An 18,788-nucleotide genomic window follows, 5' to 3' on the forward strand; every position below is an offset into this window, starting at 1 on the left:
ATGATGAAGAATCATATTGTGATTGCAACTAATAACCTTGGAAAATTAAAAGAATTCCAGAAGCTGTTTGCACAGAAACATATTGAAGTTTCATCGTTGAAAGATTATCCTGAAATTGGAAAAATTAAAGAGACTGGCCTTACTTTTGAGGAAAATGCCACGTTAAAGGCTAAGGCAGTTACTAAGGAAACAAGCTTGCCTGTTTTGGCAGACGATTCAGGTCTTGAAATTGATGCTCTTAATGGGCGCCCAGGAATTTTTTCAGCCCGCTATGCAGGAGATCACGATGATGCTGCAAATAATGCAAAAATATTAAGTGAGCTTGCAGGAGTGCCATTTGAAAAAAGAACGGCAACCTTCCATACAACCTTAGTTTTAATGAAACCAGATGAGAATAAATTGGTAGTCGATGGTGATTTGAAAGGATGTATTCTTTTGGTGCCAAGGGGATATAACGGGTTTGGTTATGATCCTTTATTTTGGGTACCAGAAAAGAAAAAATCTCTGGCTGAAATGTCAGCTGCCGAAAAAAATCAAATTAGTCATCGCGGGAAAGCAAGTGAAAAGTTACTCGAAGTTTTTGATCAGTGGTGGTAGAAAAAAGGGTTACGAAATTTGATTTCGTAACCCTTTCCTATTTATTAGTTTTGAGTAATTGATTATTAATAATTTGGATATCGTTTTCAGAAAGTTTTGTTAAATAGCTCTGTAGAAAAGAAGTTTGGACGGTATCAACGGTGCCGTTAGCCACATACATTTTAATACGCAAGCCAATATTTCCACGTGAATCTTGAACGGGTCCCGTCAAAGTTGGATCTGTTGTAACATCCTGTAATTTAGAGGTTAAATCAGGATTGACTTGTTCAATAATTTTTTTACCATTTTCTAAATCGGTTAGGTTTGTGAAAGCCAGAAAGATTGTCACAACTTGATCATTACGAGAATGGTTGGCAATGGCTGTGATTGAACGATTAGGAATAAAGTTAGTTGTGCCATCATCGGAAAGAATTTGCGTAGATCGTAAGCCAATTTCGGTTACTTTTCCATTAATATTTTGAATAGTAACTTGATCACCAACGTCCAACTGACCATCTAATAAGATGAACAATCCATTCACAATATCGCTAACTAAGCCTTGAGCACCTAGCCCAACGGCAATACTAATGATTCCAGCTCCAGCAACAAGTGTGCCGATTGGAACGCCAATGATGGAAAGAATTGCGTAAAGATAGAAAAATAAAACGACATAGTGAAAAATATTAATTACTAATGCCAATAAGGTCATGGCTCGGCTAGGCATTGCATCATTAAGATGATGATACTTATGGAGACCTCTTGTTAATAAACGTTTTCCAATTGAATTGAGTAACCAAAAAAATATTGAAATCAAGACAATTTCAAATAAATGATTAATTAAACTAGTTGCAATTTTTTCCCAGTCAATGGAGTTGAAATAATTCTGAAAGGCTTTAATTAGCGAAAGAGGGGAACTTGTGGCGCCGATAATAAAATTAATATTGACCATCTCCTTATGTACTGATTTTAACAGACCAAAAAAGTTTTGTAATCCATTTCATAAAAAAAGTGTTTTGCTACTTTTTTAATTGCAGTGGGTAATTTGTAATGATATGCTTAAGCTATTCAAGTTAACAAGGAGGCTGAATTATGACAGGTGGCGGAATTGCAGCGATTATCGCGGCAGTGGCTTTATTAATATTAGTATTGTTTATTGGGGTTGTTTTAATCCGTGCTTCAAAAATTCTGGTGGAAATTAATCGGAGTTTGGCGGTAGTTACAAAAGATGTAGATTTACTTTCTAAAGAAGCAGAGGATATTATGGCTAATGCAAATGATTTGTTAGCCGATGTAAATGGTAAGGTAGCAAAGATTGATCCAGTATTTCAAGCAATGGCTGACTTAGGGCAGAGTACCTCTGACTTAAATGAGGCAACACGCAATTTGACAACAAAATTAACGAATCCAGGTAAGAAATCTGGAAAAGTTTCAACGGCTTTCAAAGCTGGTAAGGGTGCCGTAAATTTATACCGAGAACATAAAAATAAATAGAAAAATTGGAGGCTTTATAAATGAGTAAAGGTAAATTCTTGTTAGGAGCTTTATTAGGTGGTTCTGCTGCTGTTTATGCCACATTAAAATTAACTGGTACTACTAAGGATGAATTGATTCAGGGAACGCAAGAAAAAGTTAAACGATTTAGAGAAGAAAATGATCTTGAGGGCGATGACTGGGAAAGTGAATTAAAGGATCGTATTTTTGATTCTGCCGCTGATCTTAAGGACAAAGTTCTTGAAAGTAAAGACGATCTTTTTGAATCTGCATCTGATAGTTTTCAGGCATCCACAGATCAATTACGAGATGAAATGGATCAGGAAAACGATATTTTTGTTAAGGGTGAGGATGCTTACGAAGCGCCAACAGAAGTCTTTATGCCACATTCCAAAAAAGAAGCTTAAATTTTTAAACGATTCAAAAAAGACTCTTTCGTTTACGCGAAAGAGTCTTTTAATTTGTTAAAATTTTTAATTACCCCACATAGGTGAGTTCTTTTGACGTATGCGTAAATGGTTCACAACCGTTCTTTGTAATGTGGACGCAGTCTTCAATGCGGACACCAGCTACTCCTGGAATGTAAATACCAGGTTCGATGGAGAAACACATACCTTCTTTAAGAACCATTTCATTACCTTGCATAATTGATGGAAATTCGTGTTCACCCATTCCCATACCATGGCCGAGGCGATGGATAAAGTATTCACCATAACCGGCCTTTGTAATAATATCACGGGCAATTTTATCTAGGTCTTGGGCAATCATGCCTGGTTTAGCCTGTGTTTGAGCCGTTAATTGAGCTTCTAAGCAAACTTTGTAAATGTCCATGGATTTTTCGTTTGGTTTTCCAACTGCAACCGTTCGGGATGCGTCACTAATATATCCTTGGTGAATTGTGCCTAAGTCAAACAAAACTAATTCGTTATTTTGAATTTTATTCATAGCAGTGGCACCGTGTGGTTCTGCTGCATGAGCGCCAGCTTGGATTAGGGTGTCAAAACTCATTTGCATGACACCTTTTTTCTTAAGAACGTATTCTAATTCTGCTGCGATTTCCGCTTCAGGACGGCCAACTTGAACAGCTTCAAATCCAATCTTAAATGCCAAATCGGCTTCACGGCCAGCTGCGTCTAATTTCTCGATTTCATCTGGGGTTTTAATTAAGCGAAGTTGTTCGATGGATGGGGTTAAATCCATATCAAAGTTAGCGGTTGGAAATTGAGACTTAATGGCATTGAAGTGGGCAATTGTTAAGTTGTTTTTTTCAATTGCCCAGTGAGTCGGATTGGCCGAGCGTTTTTTAATCTCACTCGCGATCATTTCGAAAGGTTGCTCATGATCAAGATAACCATACACAGGGAACCTCCAGCCGGTATCACGAATGGCTTCAACTTCAAGGGCAGGTGCAAACAAAAATGGTTCTTTATCTGCAAAAACGAACAAACCAAGTATACGTTCTACTGGATCGCTTGCAAATCCTGTAAGATATTCAATTGATTTGGGATCACTAATATAGGCAACATCAAGCTTGTTGTCATTGACCCATTTGCGGACCTTATCTAGCTGTGTCATGTAATCGCCTTCTTTCTTTTTTTTCTTAATAATATTATATCATACAGTTTATCCTTGAAATAAAGCTAAAAAAGATGTATATTTTTCATGAAAGCGTTTCCAATACTTGCAGAGCTAAGCGTTTTTTTGTAACCTTAACAAGGCAATGAAAACATGTGAAAACGTATAATAACGCACAAAGGAGACTTTATTCAAATGGAGAAACAAACTGTAACAATTTATGATGTCGCACGAGAGGCTGGGGTTTCAATGGCCACAGTTTCACGAGTTGTGAACGGAAACCAAAATGTCAAGCCCGCTACTAGGCAAAGGGTTAACGATGTGATTGAGAAGCTTGATTACCGACCTAATGCGGTTGCACGTGGGTTGGCAAGCAAGAAATCAACAACGATCGGGGTTATTATTCCAGATGTAACAAATGGTTATTTTGCTTCATTAGCCCGAGGAATTGATGATGTTGCTTCTATGTATAAATACAACATTATTATGGAAAACTCTGATGAAAATGATCAAAAGGAAATTTCAGTGCTAAATACCTTACTAGCTAAACAAGTAGATGGCATTATTTTTATGGGTAATCGCGTTAATGACAAATTACGTGATGAGTTTTCGCATTCAAGAACTCCCATTGTCTTTGCCGGTTCTGTGGATGATCAAGAAAGCGTGCCATCTGTAAGTATTGATTATGTTAAATCAACAGAAGATGCTGTTTCTAAGCTAATTAAAGAAGACAATAAAAAAGTTGCTTTTATTAGTGGCTCATTAAGTGAACCAATCAATGGTAAATATCGATTGGCTGGCTATAAAGAAGCTCTTAAAAAGGCTGGACTTAAGTTTGACGAAAAATTAATTTTTGAAACTGATTATAGTTATGAAGCCGGAATTAAATTAGCTAGCCAGCTTAAGGGTACAGACATTGGTGCCGCTTTTGTTGGTGATGATCGGCTTGCTGCCGGTGTCTTAAACGGTTTAACGGACCAAGGAGTTAAAGTGCCTGATGAATTTGAGTTAATCACAAGTAATGATACCCAGGTTGCTCAACTTGTTCGTCCACAATTAACTTCAGTTACCCAACCTCTTTATGATATTGGAGCAGTCTCAATGCGGTTGCTTACCAAACTAATGAATAAAGAAGAAATTGATGAACCAACGATTACCTTACCCTATGGGTTAGATAGCCGACAAACAACAAAGCAATAAAGCAATCAAGTTCTAAAACGCCCCCCAAAGTTTAATGGTGGGCGTTTTTTTATATGAAAAAGTCAGATTAAACCTAATTTTAATTATGTTGAGGTTGGAAGAATCATATTCATTTTTTCCTGTTGGGATTATTAAACTGGATTAGTCCTTAGTTGGTAATAAATATCTGTGCTGTGTTATCCGGTGTTTCAAGAAATTAGTTAAATAATTATTAATTAATAATGAGAACTAAGTTAAAAAAAGGATTGACATTTATAAGTTAGAGATGAATAATAACGTTAATAAATAAAGAATGTATAGATGAGTAAACGAGTGATTGTTTGCAGAGAGTCGTTGGATGGTGGAAAACGATAATAACAACTGGTTGAAGATGGTCTAATTGCAATTTCTTTAGTCGAGCACTGTAGTGTAAGGCTAAAAGCGGGCACTCCCGTTACAGGGTTAGGGTATCTGAACTACTAAAAAGCTAAGTCATGTACCTAAAGAGGAATAACTTGTGAAGGTTATTTGAATTAAGGTGGTACCACGGAAAGCACGTTTCCGTCCTTGTCTAGAAATAGACTGGGATGGAAACGTGCTTTTTTTAATTGGAGGTAATAATTATGACAGGATTCAATACACAATTAGTACATGGTCAAAATGTTCACGATAATCAAACGGGTGCAATTAACATTCCAATATATAATTCGTCAACTTATGCCTATCCAAGTGCAACAAGTAAAGTACGGTGGGATTATGAGCGCTCAGGGAATCCAACTCGTGAATATTTAGAAAAACAAATTACATTATTGGAAAATGGAAAAAATGGTTTTACATTCGCTTCTGGGATGGCGGCCATTCATGCAGTATTTGCAATTTTTAAACCGGGCGATCATATTTTGGTTGGAAATCAAATTTATGGCGGAACTTTCCGAATCTTGAATCAGTATTTTAAGGAACGTGGAATTGAATTTTCGGTAGTGGACACGACTAATTTGGCAACGATTGAGCCTGCTATTAAAGAGAATACGAAGGCAACTTATTTTGAACCCGTTACGAATCCCTTATTGCATGTTTCCAGTGTGGCGGGGGTGGCAAAAATCGCACAAAAACATCATTTGCTAACAATTGTGGATAATACTTTTTTGACGCCATATTTGCAAAAACCACTTGAGTTAGGTGCAGATATTGTGGTGCACTCGGCAACTAAATATTTGAGTGGTCATTCTGATGTGATCGCTGGATTAGTGGTTACAAATAGTGAAGAATTGGGCAAAAAAGTTTATTTCGTTCAAAATGCATTGGGCGGAGTACTATCACCAGAAAGTGCCAGCCTAGTAAGGCGAGGTATTCAGACACTTGCGGTGCGGATGGATCGGCAACAACAAAATGCATTCGAAATTATTCACTTCTTAGAACAACGCCCTGAAGTTACAAAAATTTATTATCCTGGTATAAAGGGAACGAAGGACTATTTAATTGCATCCGCAGAATGTCAAGGATTCGGTGGCGTACTTTCTTTTGAACTGGCACCGAAAATCAATGCATCTGCTTTTGTTAATCAATTACAATTAATTAGGTTGGCAGTTAGTTTAGGCGCGGTTGAAAGTTTAGCAGAATTACCATATGAGATGAGCCACGCAGAGTTGCCACCTGCTGAACGTTTAAAAGCAGGAATTAGTACACAATTAATTCGATTAGCAGTGGGAATTGAAGATAGTTCAGATTTAATTGCGGATTTGAAACAGGCAATTGATTTTGCGGTGCAACACCCAGTTAATAAACAATCAATTTAAAAAAGGATGGTTGACAATAATGACAACAAATAAATTTGATACTTTAAGAATTCATGCCGGATACGATCCAAAAGATCACCAATTTGCATCTTCTGTGCCAATTTATCAAACGGCCGCATTTGGACTGGAAAACACAAGAATTGCTGATCAAATTGTGGCAGGAAAGTTACCTAATCGCTATGATTATTCCCGAGATGGTAATCCCACAGTGCGAGTTTTTGAAAAAAGGATGGCCGAATTAGATGGTGGTGTGGATGCGGTCGCGGTTGGTTCTGGAATGGCTGCCATTTCATACACAATTTTGAATGTAGCTGAAAACGGTGGCCGGATTATTGCTCCAAGTAATATTTATGGATCCAGTCTGGATGAATTTCGGACATTTTTCCCTAAGTTTGGGATTGATTTTGATTTTGTCGATGACATTAATGATTTTGTTGCTGTGCGTCATTTAATTGGTTCGGAAACAAAAGCAATTTATGTTGAAAGTGTGGCAAATCCAAGCACAGAAATTGCTGATTTAGACAAATTAGCGGAAATCGCGCATAACGCAGGAATCCCATTAATTGTAGACAATACATTTCCAACTCCGTACTTGTTGAAACCATTTGAACATGGCGCAGACATTGATGTCTATTCTTCAACAAAGGGAATTAACGGACATGGAAATGTTGTTTCTGGTGTAGTTGTGGATCATGGAACTTTTAACTGGGATAATCCTAAATTCCCTCAGTTTTCTGAGCTAGAGTTTACTTTAGGTGATGAGGAAACGGGTGCACAAGAGAGTTTTATAAGTAAATTTGGTAAAAAAGCCTTTATCAATCGGATTCGGATTAAATATTTACGGTTGCTGGGAGCTGTATTGGAGCCAATGGATGCTTATCTGGTTCTAATCGGTTTAGAGACAATTTCTGAGCGATTAGATCGTGAAGTTGCCAGTGCAACCAAAATTGCTAAGTTTTTAGCGCGTAATTCCCATGTCAAAAAAGTTTTTTATTCCGGAATTGAAAAAGATAATCCTTTAGTGAAAAAATATTTTCCGAGAGGGGTTGGCGGCATCCTATCTTTTGAGTTAAAGGGGAATGCTAGAAACGTAGCCAAATTGATTGATCATGTTCAGGTGTTCAGTTATTTGCCAAACATTGGCGACTCGCGATCTCTAATTGTTAATCCAACGCGAACAACCCATCGTGAAATTCCTGCAAAAATTAGAAAACAGCATGGGCTGACCGATCAGGTGTTGCGATTATCGATTGGTTTAGAAGATGTGGATGACCTGATTAATGATTTAGAACAAGCAATTAATCAAGCATTTAAGTAATTGAAAACTACTGTATAAATTAGTGTAGATAATAAATGTTGCTTAGGAATTCCTTTATGGGGGATTCTTTTTTTTACGACATAAAGTTAATTAATTACTAATCAGAAACAAGCGTAGGTAAGCGCTTTATACAAGAATTAGGTAGTATTGTAAAGGATGGTGAATTATAATTAGCCTGTTTAAGCAGTGAGAGGGGGGGAGATAATGTGTTAAAAAGATTTGTACTGATCAGTGTAATTTTGTTTTCTTGTGTCGTAAGTGGCCAGTCCGTGTACGCAGATAGTGATGTGAGTTCTGTAAGTAGTTCGCAAGCTAGTATGAATAGTTCAAGTGATCAAAATAAAAATTCTGGTCAAGCAAGTTCATCAAGCTCAGTTAGTAAGGCTGCAAAGGTGATAACTACAAATTCACAGGCAGAGACAAGTGCTAAGTCAACCAGTTCTTTTACAGTGAAAAGCAGTTCACAGTTTAGTGCCAATTTACCGAGTCGTAGCGTTTCAAGTAGTTCTTCAAGTAGTTCTTCAAGCAAACCTGTAACTAAAAAATACATAGCGTTGAATAAAGCGACCAAGGTGAAGCCCAAAGCTTATGTAAGTGCGTCAAAATCGGGTGCGTTATATAATTTTACGGGAAGCGGAACTCACGGACAATTTAGTAAATCTGCCGATCAGTTAAACAATCACTTAAAAACTACCTGGATAGTTACTCAGTATCGTTATGTGAGCATGGCTGATCATAAGCCGTCTTTATATTATTTTGTTAAGTCTGAAACTGGACCACAAAATGGTTGGGTTTGGCATAGTTATTTAAAAGAAAAAGCAGTTCAAACTAAAGGATCTGTTTTGAAGGTTAAAAAGGCTAGCTATTATCGTAAGACCACATCTGGTAATATTTATAACATTTCGGGTCCAACCTATGATGCGAAGTTTAAAGTTTCCCATGTTTTGAGAAATTATCCAAATACCACTTGGTATGTAACCAAGAAAATGCAAGTGACAAATACTAAAAAACATGCGATCACTTATTACTATGTTCAGGATAGTAAGAAACATACTGGATGGATTTGGAATGGATATCTTACTAAGAAAGTGATCTTGAATGTTAAACGAATTTCACAAAACCCACAATTACCGACAGGTTGCGAAATAACTGCGGTGACGATGATGGTTAATTATGCGGGTGCCAAGGTTAGCAAGATGAAGTTGGCAAAAGAAATGCCACGGACAAAGACTAAAAATGGTAATAAAGGGTTTGTTGGTAGCCCTTATTCAAAATATGGGTGGTGGATTTATCCACCAGCCCTGATGAAGACAGTTAAGAAATATACAAAATCGGCGATTAATATGACCGGAGCAAGTTTTGATGCGATAAAAAAGCAGATTAACAAGAAACACCCTGTTGTGGTGTGGCTAAGTGGATATGGTGGGATCAGCACTAAAATTAATCACGCCATTACAATTATTGGTTACAGTGCTTCACTTGTGTATTTTAATGACCCTTGGACAGGTAAAAGGTTAAGCATGTCGATTGATAAGTTACACAGTTATCGAAAACGGGATGCTTACCGTGCAATCAGTTATTGAAAATCTAATGAAGCTAAATTCTAGGAGGATATAAAGAATGATTGGCAAAAAAATTGTACTGGGGAGTGCAGTATTATTGAGTTTGTTGACGATTAGCGGGGTTAATGCGAAACCGGCGCAAGCGCAAGCGATAACAAGCAAATTTAGTACGGGATTAATTAAGAAAACAACTACTGAGTATGCTGGGCTAGATAGTACAGCCAAGGTAGCCACTTTAAAAAAGAATCAAGTTATAAAGATTAATTCTTTAAAAAAGAATGCAAAAGGTCTGTATCGCTTTCAGTTATCCACTGGAAAATATGTAACGGCTGATACCGCTAGTATTCAAAAGTTGATTGCTACATATAAAAATTATTACTATTTAAAGCCATCAACTTCAATTATCAAAGTTTTACATAAAGTTGGGTACTATCGTTCAACATCGGCTACCAAGGCAACTAAATATCTAACAAAGGGTGACTTTGCCCATGTGCTTGGTGTTTATTATACGAAGGCAGGCCGTCCAATGCTGAAAATTAGTAATGGCGAGTATATTACTTCAAATCGTAGTTGGGTAGCAAACTCAAATGGGTATCAAAATCCTAAGAGATATTTCCAAGTACAAAATTCAAAAATTAGACCGGCTGGGACAATTGGTTATACTTTAAAACGCGGTTATGAAGGTGTAAAAACCTGGAAGATAAAACGTCAGTTAGGAATTGGTGGTAGGAGCTGGTATGAATATGCCACGTATGACAGAACCACTGTCTCTGCAGTTAAAAACTTTCAGCGACGTCATCATTTAAGTGCCACAGGTAATGTTAATTTGGCAACTTGGGAAAAGCTTGGATTCAGTAAATCTTCGTGGACATCGATTGATTCATACGCAGCACCACTCTATGCACGAACTTGGCAAGGGCGGAGTGCTCACGTAAACGCTGAAATTAAGCAGGCTTATCGTTATTTGGGTCGTGCCTATATTGTTGGCGCATCGTCTACACCGACATATGGAACAGATTGTTCTGGTTTAGTCATGCAAGCATTGTATGCAGGTGGGTTAAATATGAATTCAGTTGTTTCATCAATTCATCATGCTTATCCAGGTAATGAATGGAACAGTCGTAACCTTTGGACAACTTCCAAACTAAGAAGAGTTTCTTACGCTGGCCGTAAGAAAGGTGACTTGATTTTCTATTATGAACCAGGTACACGTTCTATTTATCATGTCGCAATCTACCTTGGTAATAATCGAATTATTGAGTCTTGGCCAAATCATATTCAAGTTTCTGGAATTCGTTCCAACTCGCATACTTCTATTGCAGGAGTTAAACGAGCATTTAATTAGCGTCTTGTTTAAAGCTGATACTAACAATATAGTATCGACTTTTTTGTAACTTGAATTCCAAAAAATAATCTGCTGCATTTTATGTTATATTAATAACTGTGAGAGCGTATGCAAGGTAACAGCGTTTCACAGAATTTTTAATAAAAAATAAGATTTTTAGATATGTAGAGGTAGTCGGATTAGTCAATGAGTTAGTGTAAGGTTTTCCTAGATGGTCAATAAAATTCTAGGAATATTCATTTTGAGTTGAATATATAGAAAAAGACCTGTAGCCTTTTAATCGACGAAGATTAAAGGAAAGGATACAGGTCTTTCATGTATATTTTAGCAGATTTTATTGAATCATTGGGAAATTTAGACAGTTTATTTGATTTAGAGGAGCAGGTAATTCTTCATCTTAGGAAGTCATTCCAGCTGGTTGTAGCTGAATATCTGAGGCAATTAGATGAAACACTCGTTCCATCAATTCCGGCAGAAAATACATTCATTAATCGACAGGCCAGAACAATTGAGTTTATGTTTGGCGCCGTGAATTTTGAAAGAAGATGTTATCTTCGACCCAATGGAAGTTATTACTTCCCGTTGGATGAACAACTTCAGTTGGAAGAAAGAAAAAGAATTTCACCTTATTTTAAAAGTGTCGTTGCCAAAATTGGGCAAACGACAACGATGAGAAATACGGCCGCAATGATCAATCTGGCAAGTCAGACGGATATTAGTGCCTGGTCAGTAGACCGAATTATCAGAGACATGGCAGATACCGTGAAGACAGAAGAAAAATCGTCCGAAGAGAAACTAGTTAAGAAACGAAAAGTTGAAAACTTAGTGGTTGAAGGCGATGCCTTTGAGATACACAAAATTAATCGACGAAGACAAGACGTCCACCATTACATTGTTTTTGAATCAGGATTAGATGGAACAAGATCAAACAAAGTTGAGTTTGTTGGTATCAATCAAAAAAAGGTTCAAAAACGAGTAACTGACTACATTGAGAAGTATTATAAAATCAGTGAAATGACCGTGTTTACAGCAAGTGATGGTGGCCCAGGGTATAACCCGAAAAGTATGCGAGAAATAGTTCCGAGTGCTCAAAGAGTTGAATTTACTATCGATCGGTATCACTTTGTCAAAAAGATTAAACAAACCTTTGGTTTATTTAATCCATTGGTTGATAAGGCCGTTAAGAGCGTTAGCCTGTATGATCAGAATCAGTTAAACGTTATTTTAGATACATTTGAGTCGCAAATTAAAACTGATAAGGAACTTGAGAGCCTAAGGGTCCTAAGACAATATTTGGCAAGAAATTGGCAGTTTATAAAGTCTCCACACGATCGTGGCTTCATGAGGGTCGGCAAATTGGGATCCGTTGAAAGCTCACACAGAGCGTACACGTATCGAATGAAAAAGCAAGGCAAAGTATGGTCCGAAAAGGGCCTTGAGGCTATGTTGAAATTAATTGAAGCTCGGGTAAACGGTAAGCTAGATAAATACTTACGTGGTGGTTTAAGAAAGTTACAAGAGCTAACGATTGAGATCGCTACGGAATCATTGAAGACGTTGAGTTCAGCTCAGCTGAGCAACAAGCACCATTCTAAGCATATTGGAGTTCTTTCAGGTAAAATACCAGTTGATGCCCCAACAAGTAGCCCTATCGGAGCAATGGCAAAAATATTTTCAAACTAATTATTGTGTATAAATATTTGGTTGATTATAAGGCACCTAGGAAAACTTGACACATACGTCAATGAGAAAAGCTTGCCAAGCGGGCTATTATTTACTATACTAGATTAGGTTTTACTAACAATGAAAATCCATTATATAGAAAAGAGGAGTTTGGAAATGTCAGGACATTCTAAGTGGCACAATATTCAAGGTCGTAAGAACGCTCAGGATTCTAAGCGTGGGAAGATTTTTCAAAGAATTTCGCGTGAAATTTACATGGCAGTCAAAGCTGGGGGTCCTGACCCTTCCGGAAACCCTCAATTACGTTTGATGATGGACAAAGCACGAGCTGCAAACATGCCAAAAGACAATATTAAACGAGCTGTTGATAAAGGTTCAGGTGTTGGTGGCACAGCTTATGAAGAAATTACGTACGAGGGCTATGGTCCTGGTGGAACAGCCATTATTGTGGAAGCATTGACTGATAATAAGAACCGGACTGCAGCTGCTATTCGCTCTGCATTTACACATCATGGTGGTGCCTTAGGTGCGAGTGGGTCAGTATCATATATGTTTGATCGTAAAGGTTACATTGTTATCTCTCGTGAAGATACAGACACCGATGAAGATACAATGATGATGGATGCATTGGATGCAGGTGCTGATGACATTCAAACTTCTGATGATGCTTTTGAGATTTATACGGATCCAAAATCTTTAGCTCAGGTTAGGGATGCTTTAGAAAAAGCAGGCTATAAGTTAGCGACTGCTGAACTTACGATGATTCCTGAAAATGAAACACCAGTTCCAGAAAACAAAGTTCCCCAATATCAAGGCTTAATCGATGAATTAGAAGATGATGATGATGTTTCTGAAGTTTACGAAGCAGCTGAATTACCTGATGAAGACTAGTTAAATTGAATTCTTAAAATCAAGTTCAATATGAACTTGATTTTTTTTGTACAAAAATAAAAGAATTGCTAGTTTCTACGTATCTTAATTGTGTGGGGGGATAGACATGAAATTAGAGGAATATGTTCAAAAATTTGTGAAAACGTGTATTCAAGAAAGGGCTACGGATTTGTATATGTTGCCTAGGCTGGATGAATATCAAATCATGTACAAACGTTTAAACCATTGCCATATCATTCAAGAAGTTTCGCAACAAGTTGGGGAACAACTCATTGCCTATTTTAAATTTCAGGCGGATATGGCGCTAAGTGAAAGAAGACGACCGCAAACCGGCGCATATTATTGGCAGCAACAAGGGTCCGTTGTGCATCTACGTTTATCATCAGTGGGTGATTTTCTGAATAGGGAATCGATGGTAATTCGTTTTATATATCCAGTTGAGGATGCACACATTCAACATTTAGAGCCTTTTCAGTGGGAAAAGTTGGTTGGTTTAGCTAATAAGCGAGGATTGTTGTTATTTTCCGGGCCGATGGGATCTGGAAAAACAACTTCAATTTATCAATTGGCTAGATATTTGGCTCAAGAGAAAGTTGTAATGACAATTGAAGACCCGGTTGAAATATTTGAGGAAAAATTTTTACAACTGCAGGTTAATACACGGGCTGAGATGACCTATGAACAATTATTAAAAGTTGGATTACGCCATCGTCCGGATGTTTTTATAATCGGTGAAATTCGTGACGATCATACTGCTAACGTTGCAGTAAAAGCAGCATTAAGTGGTCACTTAGTTTTGAGTACGGTCCACGCCCAAAATAGTTTTGGTGTTATTAGGAGATTACAGCAATTCAATATAGATACGGAAATGCTGCAACAGGCTTTAACGGGAATTGCATATCAACGCTTAATTCCTGTGAAAAAAGGAGAGGTAGCAGCACTTTTTGACATTATGGATGGGGAAGAACTGCAGAATGCTTTTCATAAGATGCCCAATCAAAAAATGAACGTAAGATGGGGAGAGTGTCTTGAAAAAGAATATCAAAAACACAATATTTCAGAAAAAACATTGTTGGAATATCAAGAAGGTTAAATTTTCAGTCAAGGTTCAGGCAAGATTTTTTATGTTATTAGCTGATTTATTAGCGGTTGGATTTAGTTTAGGGGAAGCACTGACTTTTATAAAGGTTGTGATTCCTGCAAAAAAACACCAAATCGAGCAAATAATTAGTGGCCTGGAACGTGGAGATTCCTTTTCAAAGGCGATTAAACCGTTTTTGAATGAAGACATTTTCTATCAAATCTTAATTTCAGAAAAACATGGAGATTTGTCCGAAAGCTTGCAATCGTTGGGAATATATTTAACTGCAAAGCAAAAACAACAAACAAAGTTACTTCAATTGCTTGAATATCCGGCTTTGTTATTGATCTTTTTAGGTGCATTGATGGTTGGAATGAAAGCTTACATTTTTCCTGAATTAAATATGTGGAATGCTGCTACACAAGTTCATGCAATAAAAGGATCGACCATTTTTATTTTTCTAGTTTTGGGAATTCTAATTGGTAGTTTAATTGTTTATATGAAGAGGTTTTTAAAAAAGCCAGCCGTGAAACGGGTAGAACTAGTTTGTCATGTGCCAATTGTAGGAAATGTTTATCGAACCTATTGTCACTATTACCTATCTTTAAATTTAGCGATGCTATTAAAAAGCGGATTAGGAATTAAAAGTATCTGTGCGATGTTAGCAAACTTTTCGTCAACCTCGTTGCTTTTTCAGATTGGTACGGCTCTTGAAAAACAGTTAGCAGAAGGTGGAAAAACATCCACATTTGTTAATCGTTATCCATTCATTCCGCAAGAACTGAATGTGTTATTAAATAAAGGCAATACGGGGGAAGCCTTAGGTCGAGAACTTGTGATGTTTTCCAAAATTAAATATCAAAAATTAACGAAACAGATCGAAAGATTAATTGGATTAGTACAGCCACTCATGTTTTGTTAGTGTAAGGTTTTCCTAGATGGTCAATAAAATTCTAGGAATATTCATTTTGAGTTGAATATATAGAAAAAGACCTGTAGCCTTTTAATCGACGAAGATTAAAGGAAAGGATACAGGTCTTTCATGTATATTTTAGCAGATTTTATTGAATCATTGGGAAATTTAGACAGTTTATTTGATTTAGAGGAGCAGGTAATTCTTCATCTTAGGAAGTCATTCCAGCTGGTTGTAGCTGAATATCTGAGGCAATTAGATGAAACACTCGTTCCATCAATTCCGGCAGAAAATACATTCATTAATCGACAGGCCAGAACAATTGAGTTTATGTTTGGCGCCGTGAATTTTGAAAGAAGATGTTATCTTCGACCCAATGGAAGTTATTACTTCCCGTTGGATGAACAACTTCAGTTGGAAGAAAGAAAAAGAATTTCACCTTATTTTAAAAGTGTCGTTGCCAAAATTGGGCAAACGACAACGATGAGAAATACGGCCGCAATGATCAATCTGGCAAGTCAGACGGATATTAGTGCCTGGTCAGTAGACCGAATTATCAGAGACATGGCAGATACCGTGAAGACAGAAGAAAAATCGTCCGAAGAGAAACTAGTTAAGAAACGAAAAGTTGAAAACTTAGTGGTTGAAGGCGATGCCTTTGAGATACACAAAATTAATCGACGAAGACAAGACGTCCACCATTACATTGTTTTTGAATCAGGATTAGATGGAACAAGATCAAACAAAGTTGAGTTTGTTGGTATCAATCAAAAAAAGGTTCAAAAACGAGTAACTGACTACATTGAGAAGTATTATAAAATCAGTGAAATGACCGTGTTTACAGCAAGTGATGGTGGCCCAGGGTATAACCCGAAAAGTATGCGAGAAATAGTTCCGAGTGCTCAAAGAGTTGAATTTACTATCGATCGGTATCACTTTGTCAAAAAGATTAAACAAACCTTTGGTTTATTTAATCCATTGGTTGATAAGGCCGTTAAGAGCGTTAGCCTGTATGATCAGAATCAGTTAAACGTTATTTTAGATACATTTGAGTCGCAAATTAAAACTGATAAGGAACTTGAGAGCCTAAGGGTCCTAAGACAATATTTGGCAAGAAATTGGCAGTTTATAAAGTCTCCACACGATCGTGGCTTCATGAGGGTCGGCAAATTGGGATCCGTTGAAAGCTCACACAGAGCGTACACGTATCGAATGAAAAAGCAAGGCAAAGTATGGTCCGAAAAGGGCCTTGAGGCTATGTTGAAATTAATTGAAGCTCGGGTAAACGGTAAGCTAGATAAATACTTACGTGGTGGTTTAAGAAAGTTACAAGAGCTAACGATTGAGATCGCTACGGAATCATTGAAGACGTTGAGTCCAGCTCAGCTGAGCAACAAGCACCATTCTAAGCATATTGGAGTTCTTTCAGGTAAAATACCAGTTGATGCCCCAACAAGTAGCCCTATCGGAGCAATGGCAAAAATATTTTCAAACTAATTATTGTGTATAAATATTTGGTTGATTATAAGGCACCTAGGAAAACTTGACACATACCATGTTTTTACTGATTGGACTTATTATTGTGTTTATGTATTTAAGTATGTTGTTGCCAATGTATCATTCAATGGAGGGTGTTTATAAATGAAAAAAGAACAACGTTTAAAAAAAGGATTTACTTTGATTGAAATGACCGTGGTCTTATTTATCATTTCGCTTTTGATTTTAATTGTATTGCCAAATATTGCACAACAACGAAATAATGCCAAAAAGATTCATGGTAACGCAATGGTTGAAGTGGTTCAGACACAAGTTGATTTATACGAAAATGAGCATCAAAAATTACCGGCTTCACTTGATGAATTGGAGGAAAAAGGGTATTTAACTGACAAACAACTTGATCAAGCAAAGAAAAATAATATTACGATTAAAGACGATAAAGCAGTTAATTAGCTAGAATCATGAGCAAATCAAAGCATGGGTTCACATTAATAGAATCACTGGTAGTTTTGACTATTGTTTCTTTGCTGTTTTCAACAGGAAACATGGCATTTAAAAGAGTCATTGAACAACAGCATGAGAAGGAATTTTGGGCAACGTTTGATCGTGAATGGAAACGCTATGAACAATTTGCTAATTTAGAAGGAGTTGTTACCTATATTTCTTTTGATAAAGCCAGAAATAAGGTTAGTTTTAGACCTTTAAAGACATTTGATAAGGAAAATTATGAAGTGCAATTACCGAAAACACTTTCTTTATTCAGCAATCAAGAGATTAAAATCGGTAGTGATGGCTATGTCAAGCCCCAGACAATCGCATTTAATTCAAAAATTAATAAATGTACTTATCGGATGACCGTGCAGTTAGGGTGGGGTGTTTATCATATTAAAAGAGAATAAAAATGGTTTTATCTTAAGTGAATCGCTTGTTGCATTGATGCTAATAAGTATTACGTTAGTCCTTGTTCATGATTGTATTCAAAATGAACGACAAGTTGATAAAAAATTGGCAAACCAAGTTTTAATTAGCCGTGAAATGTTGGAAGGAAGTCGCCGGTTTGATGAAAAAAAAGATCAAGAAATGCATATTGGTAGCGATACGCTTAAGTACTCAACGAGGTTATTAGTTTTAGAAGGCACTCAACATCACGTTATAAGGAAAATAGAGTTTGAATAAAAAAGAAGGATTCACACTAATAGAAGTTGCAATTTCGTTAGTCGTTTTGGGAGTGATTTATCAGCTTATTTCGTTTAGTACAAAGTTAACGAATATTTCTTTTTCGCAACAAAGTAATTCAGCAAATTTGCAATTATTAGTTGGTGAATTAGAATCAGAAAAACATAATTTTCGATTTAAGAGTAACAGCAGCACCTATGTTTATTTAGAAAGCAATGCTGAAAATAAAGTTTATAAACTGGAAAAGTATCAAGATGAATTACGTTTTTCTCCTGGATATATTCCGTTAATTGCTCATATTAAGGCGGTTAGTTTTGATTATAAAGAGCCTTTTTTAAAACTAAAAATAGATTTTGATAATGGAGAAACAAAAAAAGAGAATGTATATATTCAAAAAAAATAAATCTGGGTATGTTTTACTGAGTGCAATCGTTTTTTTGACTATTTATAGTGGCTTAGTTTTTCAAATTGAACAAAATCGACAGGCACACATTGCTGATCAGACTAGAATGATTGAAGCAAATGAAGGACGAATGTTATGTAATGTATTGATTTTAAAGAGAAAAACTAATAAGGACCAAAAATCAATTATATCAAGTATTGGAACCGCCAAGATTGAAGATAAAAAAATTGTGGTTCTTTTAAAGAACCATCATTGTTTTAAATTTCAATTGAGGAGTCAACCGCTATAAATGCCAATTTCAT

At 36.6% G+C, this 18,788-nt stretch carries 20 protein-coding genes and 1 other annotated feature; of the genes, 18 read left to right on the forward strand and 2 right to left on the reverse strand.

Going from position 1 to position 18,788, the window contains the following annotated elements:
* Positions 1-3: 3 nt before the first annotated feature.
* Positions 4-597, forward strand: coding sequence for an XTP/dITP diphosphatase (locus ADU73_RS07995; RefSeq protein ID WP_046872445.1), 594 nt, complete (start codon positions 4-6; stop codon positions 595-597).
* Between the two features lie 37 nt (positions 598-634).
* Here ADU73_RS07995 and ADU73_RS08000 read toward each other — a convergent pair whose 3' ends face one another.
* Complete coding sequence (locus tag ADU73_RS08000) at positions 635-1,390, reverse strand: mechanosensitive ion channel family protein (RefSeq protein ID WP_158231690.1); 756 nt, start codon at positions 1,388-1,390, stop codon at positions 635-637.
* A gap of 275 nt (positions 1,391-1,665) precedes the next feature.
* Here ADU73_RS08000 and ADU73_RS08005 point away from each other — a divergent pair, with 275 nt between their 5' ends.
* Together ADU73_RS08005 and ADU73_RS08010 are read left to right on the forward strand one after the other, a co-directional pair.
* Positions 1,666-2,067, forward strand: coding sequence for a DUF948 domain-containing protein (locus ADU73_RS08005; protein ID WP_046872442.1), 402 nt, complete (start codon positions 1,666-1,668; stop codon positions 2,065-2,067).
* Between the two features lie 20 nt (positions 2,068-2,087).
* Positions 2,088-2,474, forward strand: a complete 387-nt coding sequence (locus ADU73_RS08010; RefSeq protein ID WP_046872441.1) for a hypothetical protein — start codon at positions 2,088-2,090, stop codon at positions 2,472-2,474.
* A 70-nt stretch (positions 2,475-2,544) separates the two neighbouring features.
* Here the strand turns inward: ADU73_RS08010 and ADU73_RS08015 are convergent, their stop codons facing one another.
* Positions 2,545-3,642, reverse strand: a complete 1,098-nt coding sequence (locus ADU73_RS08015) for a M24 family metallopeptidase (RefSeq protein ID WP_046871676.1) — start codon at positions 3,640-3,642, stop codon at positions 2,545-2,547.
* Positions 3,643-3,837: 195 nt separating this feature from the next.
* Here ADU73_RS08015 and ccpA point away from each other — a divergent pair, with 195 nt between their 5' ends.
* The 15 genes from ccpA (at position 3,838) to ADU73_RS08090 (ending at position 18,775) form a co-directional block, all read left to right on the forward strand.
* Complete coding sequence (ccpA, locus tag ADU73_RS08020) at positions 3,838-4,842, forward strand: catabolite control protein A (RefSeq protein ID WP_046871677.1); 1,005 nt, start codon at positions 3,838-3,840, stop codon at positions 4,840-4,842.
* Positions 4,843-5,125: 283 nt separating this feature from the next.
* Positions 5,126-5,393: a binding site (T-box leader), on the forward strand.
* A gap of 51 nt (positions 5,394-5,444) precedes the next feature.
* Positions 5,445-6,617, forward strand: a complete 1,173-nt coding sequence (locus ADU73_RS08025; RefSeq protein ID WP_062913375.1) for a trans-sulfuration enzyme family protein — start codon at positions 5,445-5,447, stop codon at positions 6,615-6,617.
* A 19-nt stretch (positions 6,618-6,636) separates the two neighbouring features.
* Positions 6,637-7,935, forward strand: coding sequence for an O-acetylhomoserine aminocarboxypropyltransferase/cysteine synthase family protein (locus ADU73_RS08030; protein WP_046871679.1), 1,299 nt, complete (start codon positions 6,637-6,639; stop codon positions 7,933-7,935).
* Positions 7,936-8,141: 206 nt separating this feature from the next.
* Complete coding sequence (locus tag ADU73_RS10620) at positions 8,142-9,518, forward strand: C39 family peptidase (protein ID WP_052694515.1); 1,377 nt, start codon at positions 8,142-8,144, stop codon at positions 9,516-9,518.
* Between the two features lie 37 nt (positions 9,519-9,555).
* Positions 9,556-10,842: a DUF5776 domain-containing protein gene (locus ADU73_RS10625; protein WP_052694516.1), complete on the forward strand. Its 1,287-nt coding sequence runs from the start codon at positions 9,556-9,558 to the stop codon at positions 10,840-10,842.
* A gap of 315 nt (positions 10,843-11,157) precedes the next feature.
* The gene (locus tag ADU73_RS08045; protein WP_046872291.1) at positions 11,158-12,525 is read left to right on the forward strand and encodes an ISLre2 family transposase; all 1,368 of its coding nucleotides are present in this window, start codon (positions 11,158-11,160) and stop codon (positions 12,523-12,525) included.
* A 156-nt stretch (positions 12,526-12,681) separates the two neighbouring features.
* Complete coding sequence (locus ADU73_RS08050; protein ID WP_062913376.1) at positions 12,682-13,416, forward strand: YebC/PmpR family DNA-binding transcriptional regulator; 735 nt, start codon at positions 12,682-12,684, stop codon at positions 13,414-13,416.
* 106 nt (positions 13,417-13,522) lie between these two features.
* On the forward strand, positions 13,523-14,509 hold the full coding sequence (gene comGA / locus ADU73_RS08055) for a competence type IV pilus ATPase ComGA (RefSeq protein ID WP_046872473.1): 987 nt from the start codon (positions 13,523-13,525) through the stop codon (positions 14,507-14,509).
* Between the two features lie 31 nt (positions 14,510-14,540).
* Positions 14,541-15,419 carry a type II secretion system F family protein gene (locus ADU73_RS08060; RefSeq protein WP_145930495.1) on the forward strand — a complete coding sequence of 293 codons (879 nt, stop codon included), beginning with the start codon at positions 14,541-14,543 and terminating at the stop codon, positions 15,417-15,419.
* 120 nt (positions 15,420-15,539) lie between these two features.
* Complete coding sequence (locus tag ADU73_RS08065; RefSeq protein ID WP_062913107.1) at positions 15,540-16,907, forward strand: ISLre2 family transposase; 1,368 nt, start codon at positions 15,540-15,542, stop codon at positions 16,905-16,907.
* 144 nt (positions 16,908-17,051) lie between these two features.
* Positions 17,052-17,360, forward strand: coding sequence for a competence type IV pilus major pilin ComGC (comGC, locus tag ADU73_RS08070; protein ID WP_046872474.1), 309 nt, complete (start codon positions 17,052-17,054; stop codon positions 17,358-17,360).
* 8 nt (positions 17,361-17,368) lie between these two features.
* Positions 17,369-17,806, forward strand: coding sequence for a competence type IV pilus minor pilin ComGD (gene comGD / locus ADU73_RS08075; RefSeq protein WP_056986372.1), 438 nt, complete (start codon positions 17,369-17,371; stop codon positions 17,804-17,806).
* Between the two features lie 37 nt (positions 17,807-17,843).
* Positions 17,844-18,083, forward strand: coding sequence for a hypothetical protein (locus tag ADU73_RS08080; protein ID WP_145930496.1), 240 nt, complete (start codon positions 17,844-17,846; stop codon positions 18,081-18,083).
* Positions 18,076-18,486 (forward strand): competence type IV pilus minor pilin ComGF, encoded by a 411-nt coding sequence (locus ADU73_RS08085; protein ID WP_062913378.1) that lies wholly within the window; start codon positions 18,076-18,078, stop codon positions 18,484-18,486. Before ADU73_RS08080 ends, ADU73_RS08085 begins: the two co-directional genes overlap by 8 nt.
* The gene (locus ADU73_RS08090) at positions 18,464-18,775 is read left to right on the forward strand and encodes a hypothetical protein (RefSeq protein WP_046872478.1); all 312 of its coding nucleotides are present in this window, start codon (positions 18,464-18,466) and stop codon (positions 18,773-18,775) included. Before ADU73_RS08085 ends, ADU73_RS08090 begins: the two co-directional genes overlap by 23 nt.
* Positions 18,776-18,788: the final 13 nt, after the last annotated feature.

It is taken from the genome of Pediococcus damnosus, from assembly GCF_001611155.1.
Classification (GTDB): Bacteria; Bacillota; Bacilli; order Lactobacillales; family Lactobacillaceae; genus Pediococcus; species Pediococcus damnosus.

Bases quoted from the DNA above. Each gene is read 5' to 3' on its own strand.
- ADU73_RS07995 (WP_046872445.1), top strand. From the start codon at position 4: ATGAAGAATCATATTGTGATTGCAACTAATAACCTTGGAAAATTAAAA.
- ADU73_RS08005 (WP_046872442.1), top strand. From the start codon at position 1,666: ATGACAGGTGGCGGAATTGCAGCGATTATCGCGGCAGTGGCTTTATTA.
- ADU73_RS08010 (WP_046872441.1), top strand. From the start codon at position 2,088: ATGAGTAAAGGTAAATTCTTGTTAGGAGCTTTATTAGGTGGTTCTGCT.
- ADU73_RS08015 (WP_046871676.1), bottom strand. From the start codon at position 3,642: ATGACACAGCTAGATAAGGTCCGCAAATGGGTCAATGACAACAAGCTT.
- ccpA (WP_046871677.1), top strand. From the start codon at position 3,838: ATGGAGAAACAAACTGTAACAATTTATGATGTCGCACGAGAGGCTGGG.
- ADU73_RS08025 (WP_062913375.1), top strand. From the start codon at position 5,445: ATGACAGGATTCAATACACAATTAGTACATGGTCAAAATGTTCACGAT.
- ADU73_RS08030 (WP_046871679.1), top strand. From the start codon at position 6,637: ATGACAACAAATAAATTTGATACTTTAAGAATTCATGCCGGATACGAT.
- ADU73_RS10625 (WP_052694516.1), top strand. From the start codon at position 9,556: ATGATTGGCAAAAAAATTGTACTGGGGAGTGCAGTATTATTGAGTTTG.
- ADU73_RS08045 (WP_046872291.1), top strand. From the start codon at position 11,158: ATGTATATTTTAGCAGATTTTATTGAATCATTGGGAAATTTAGACAGT.
- ADU73_RS08050 (WP_062913376.1), top strand. From the start codon at position 12,682: ATGTCAGGACATTCTAAGTGGCACAATATTCAAGGTCGTAAGAACGCT.
- comGA (WP_046872473.1), top strand. From the start codon at position 13,523: ATGAAATTAGAGGAATATGTTCAAAAATTTGTGAAAACGTGTATTCAA.
- ADU73_RS08060 (WP_145930495.1), top strand. From the start codon at position 14,541: ATGTTATTAGCTGATTTATTAGCGGTTGGATTTAGTTTAGGGGAAGCA.
- ADU73_RS08065 (WP_062913107.1), top strand. From the start codon at position 15,540: ATGTATATTTTAGCAGATTTTATTGAATCATTGGGAAATTTAGACAGT.
- comGC (WP_046872474.1), top strand. From the start codon at position 17,052: ATGAAAAAAGAACAACGTTTAAAAAAAGGATTTACTTTGATTGAAATG.
- comGD (WP_056986372.1), top strand. From the start codon at position 17,369: ATGAGCAAATCAAAGCATGGGTTCACATTAATAGAATCACTGGTAGTT.
- ADU73_RS08080 (WP_145930496.1), top strand. From the start codon at position 17,844: ATGCTAATAAGTATTACGTTAGTCCTTGTTCATGATTGTATTCAAAAT.
- ADU73_RS08090 (WP_046872478.1), top strand. From the start codon at position 18,464: ATGTATATATTCAAAAAAAATAAATCTGGGTATGTTTTACTGAGTGCA.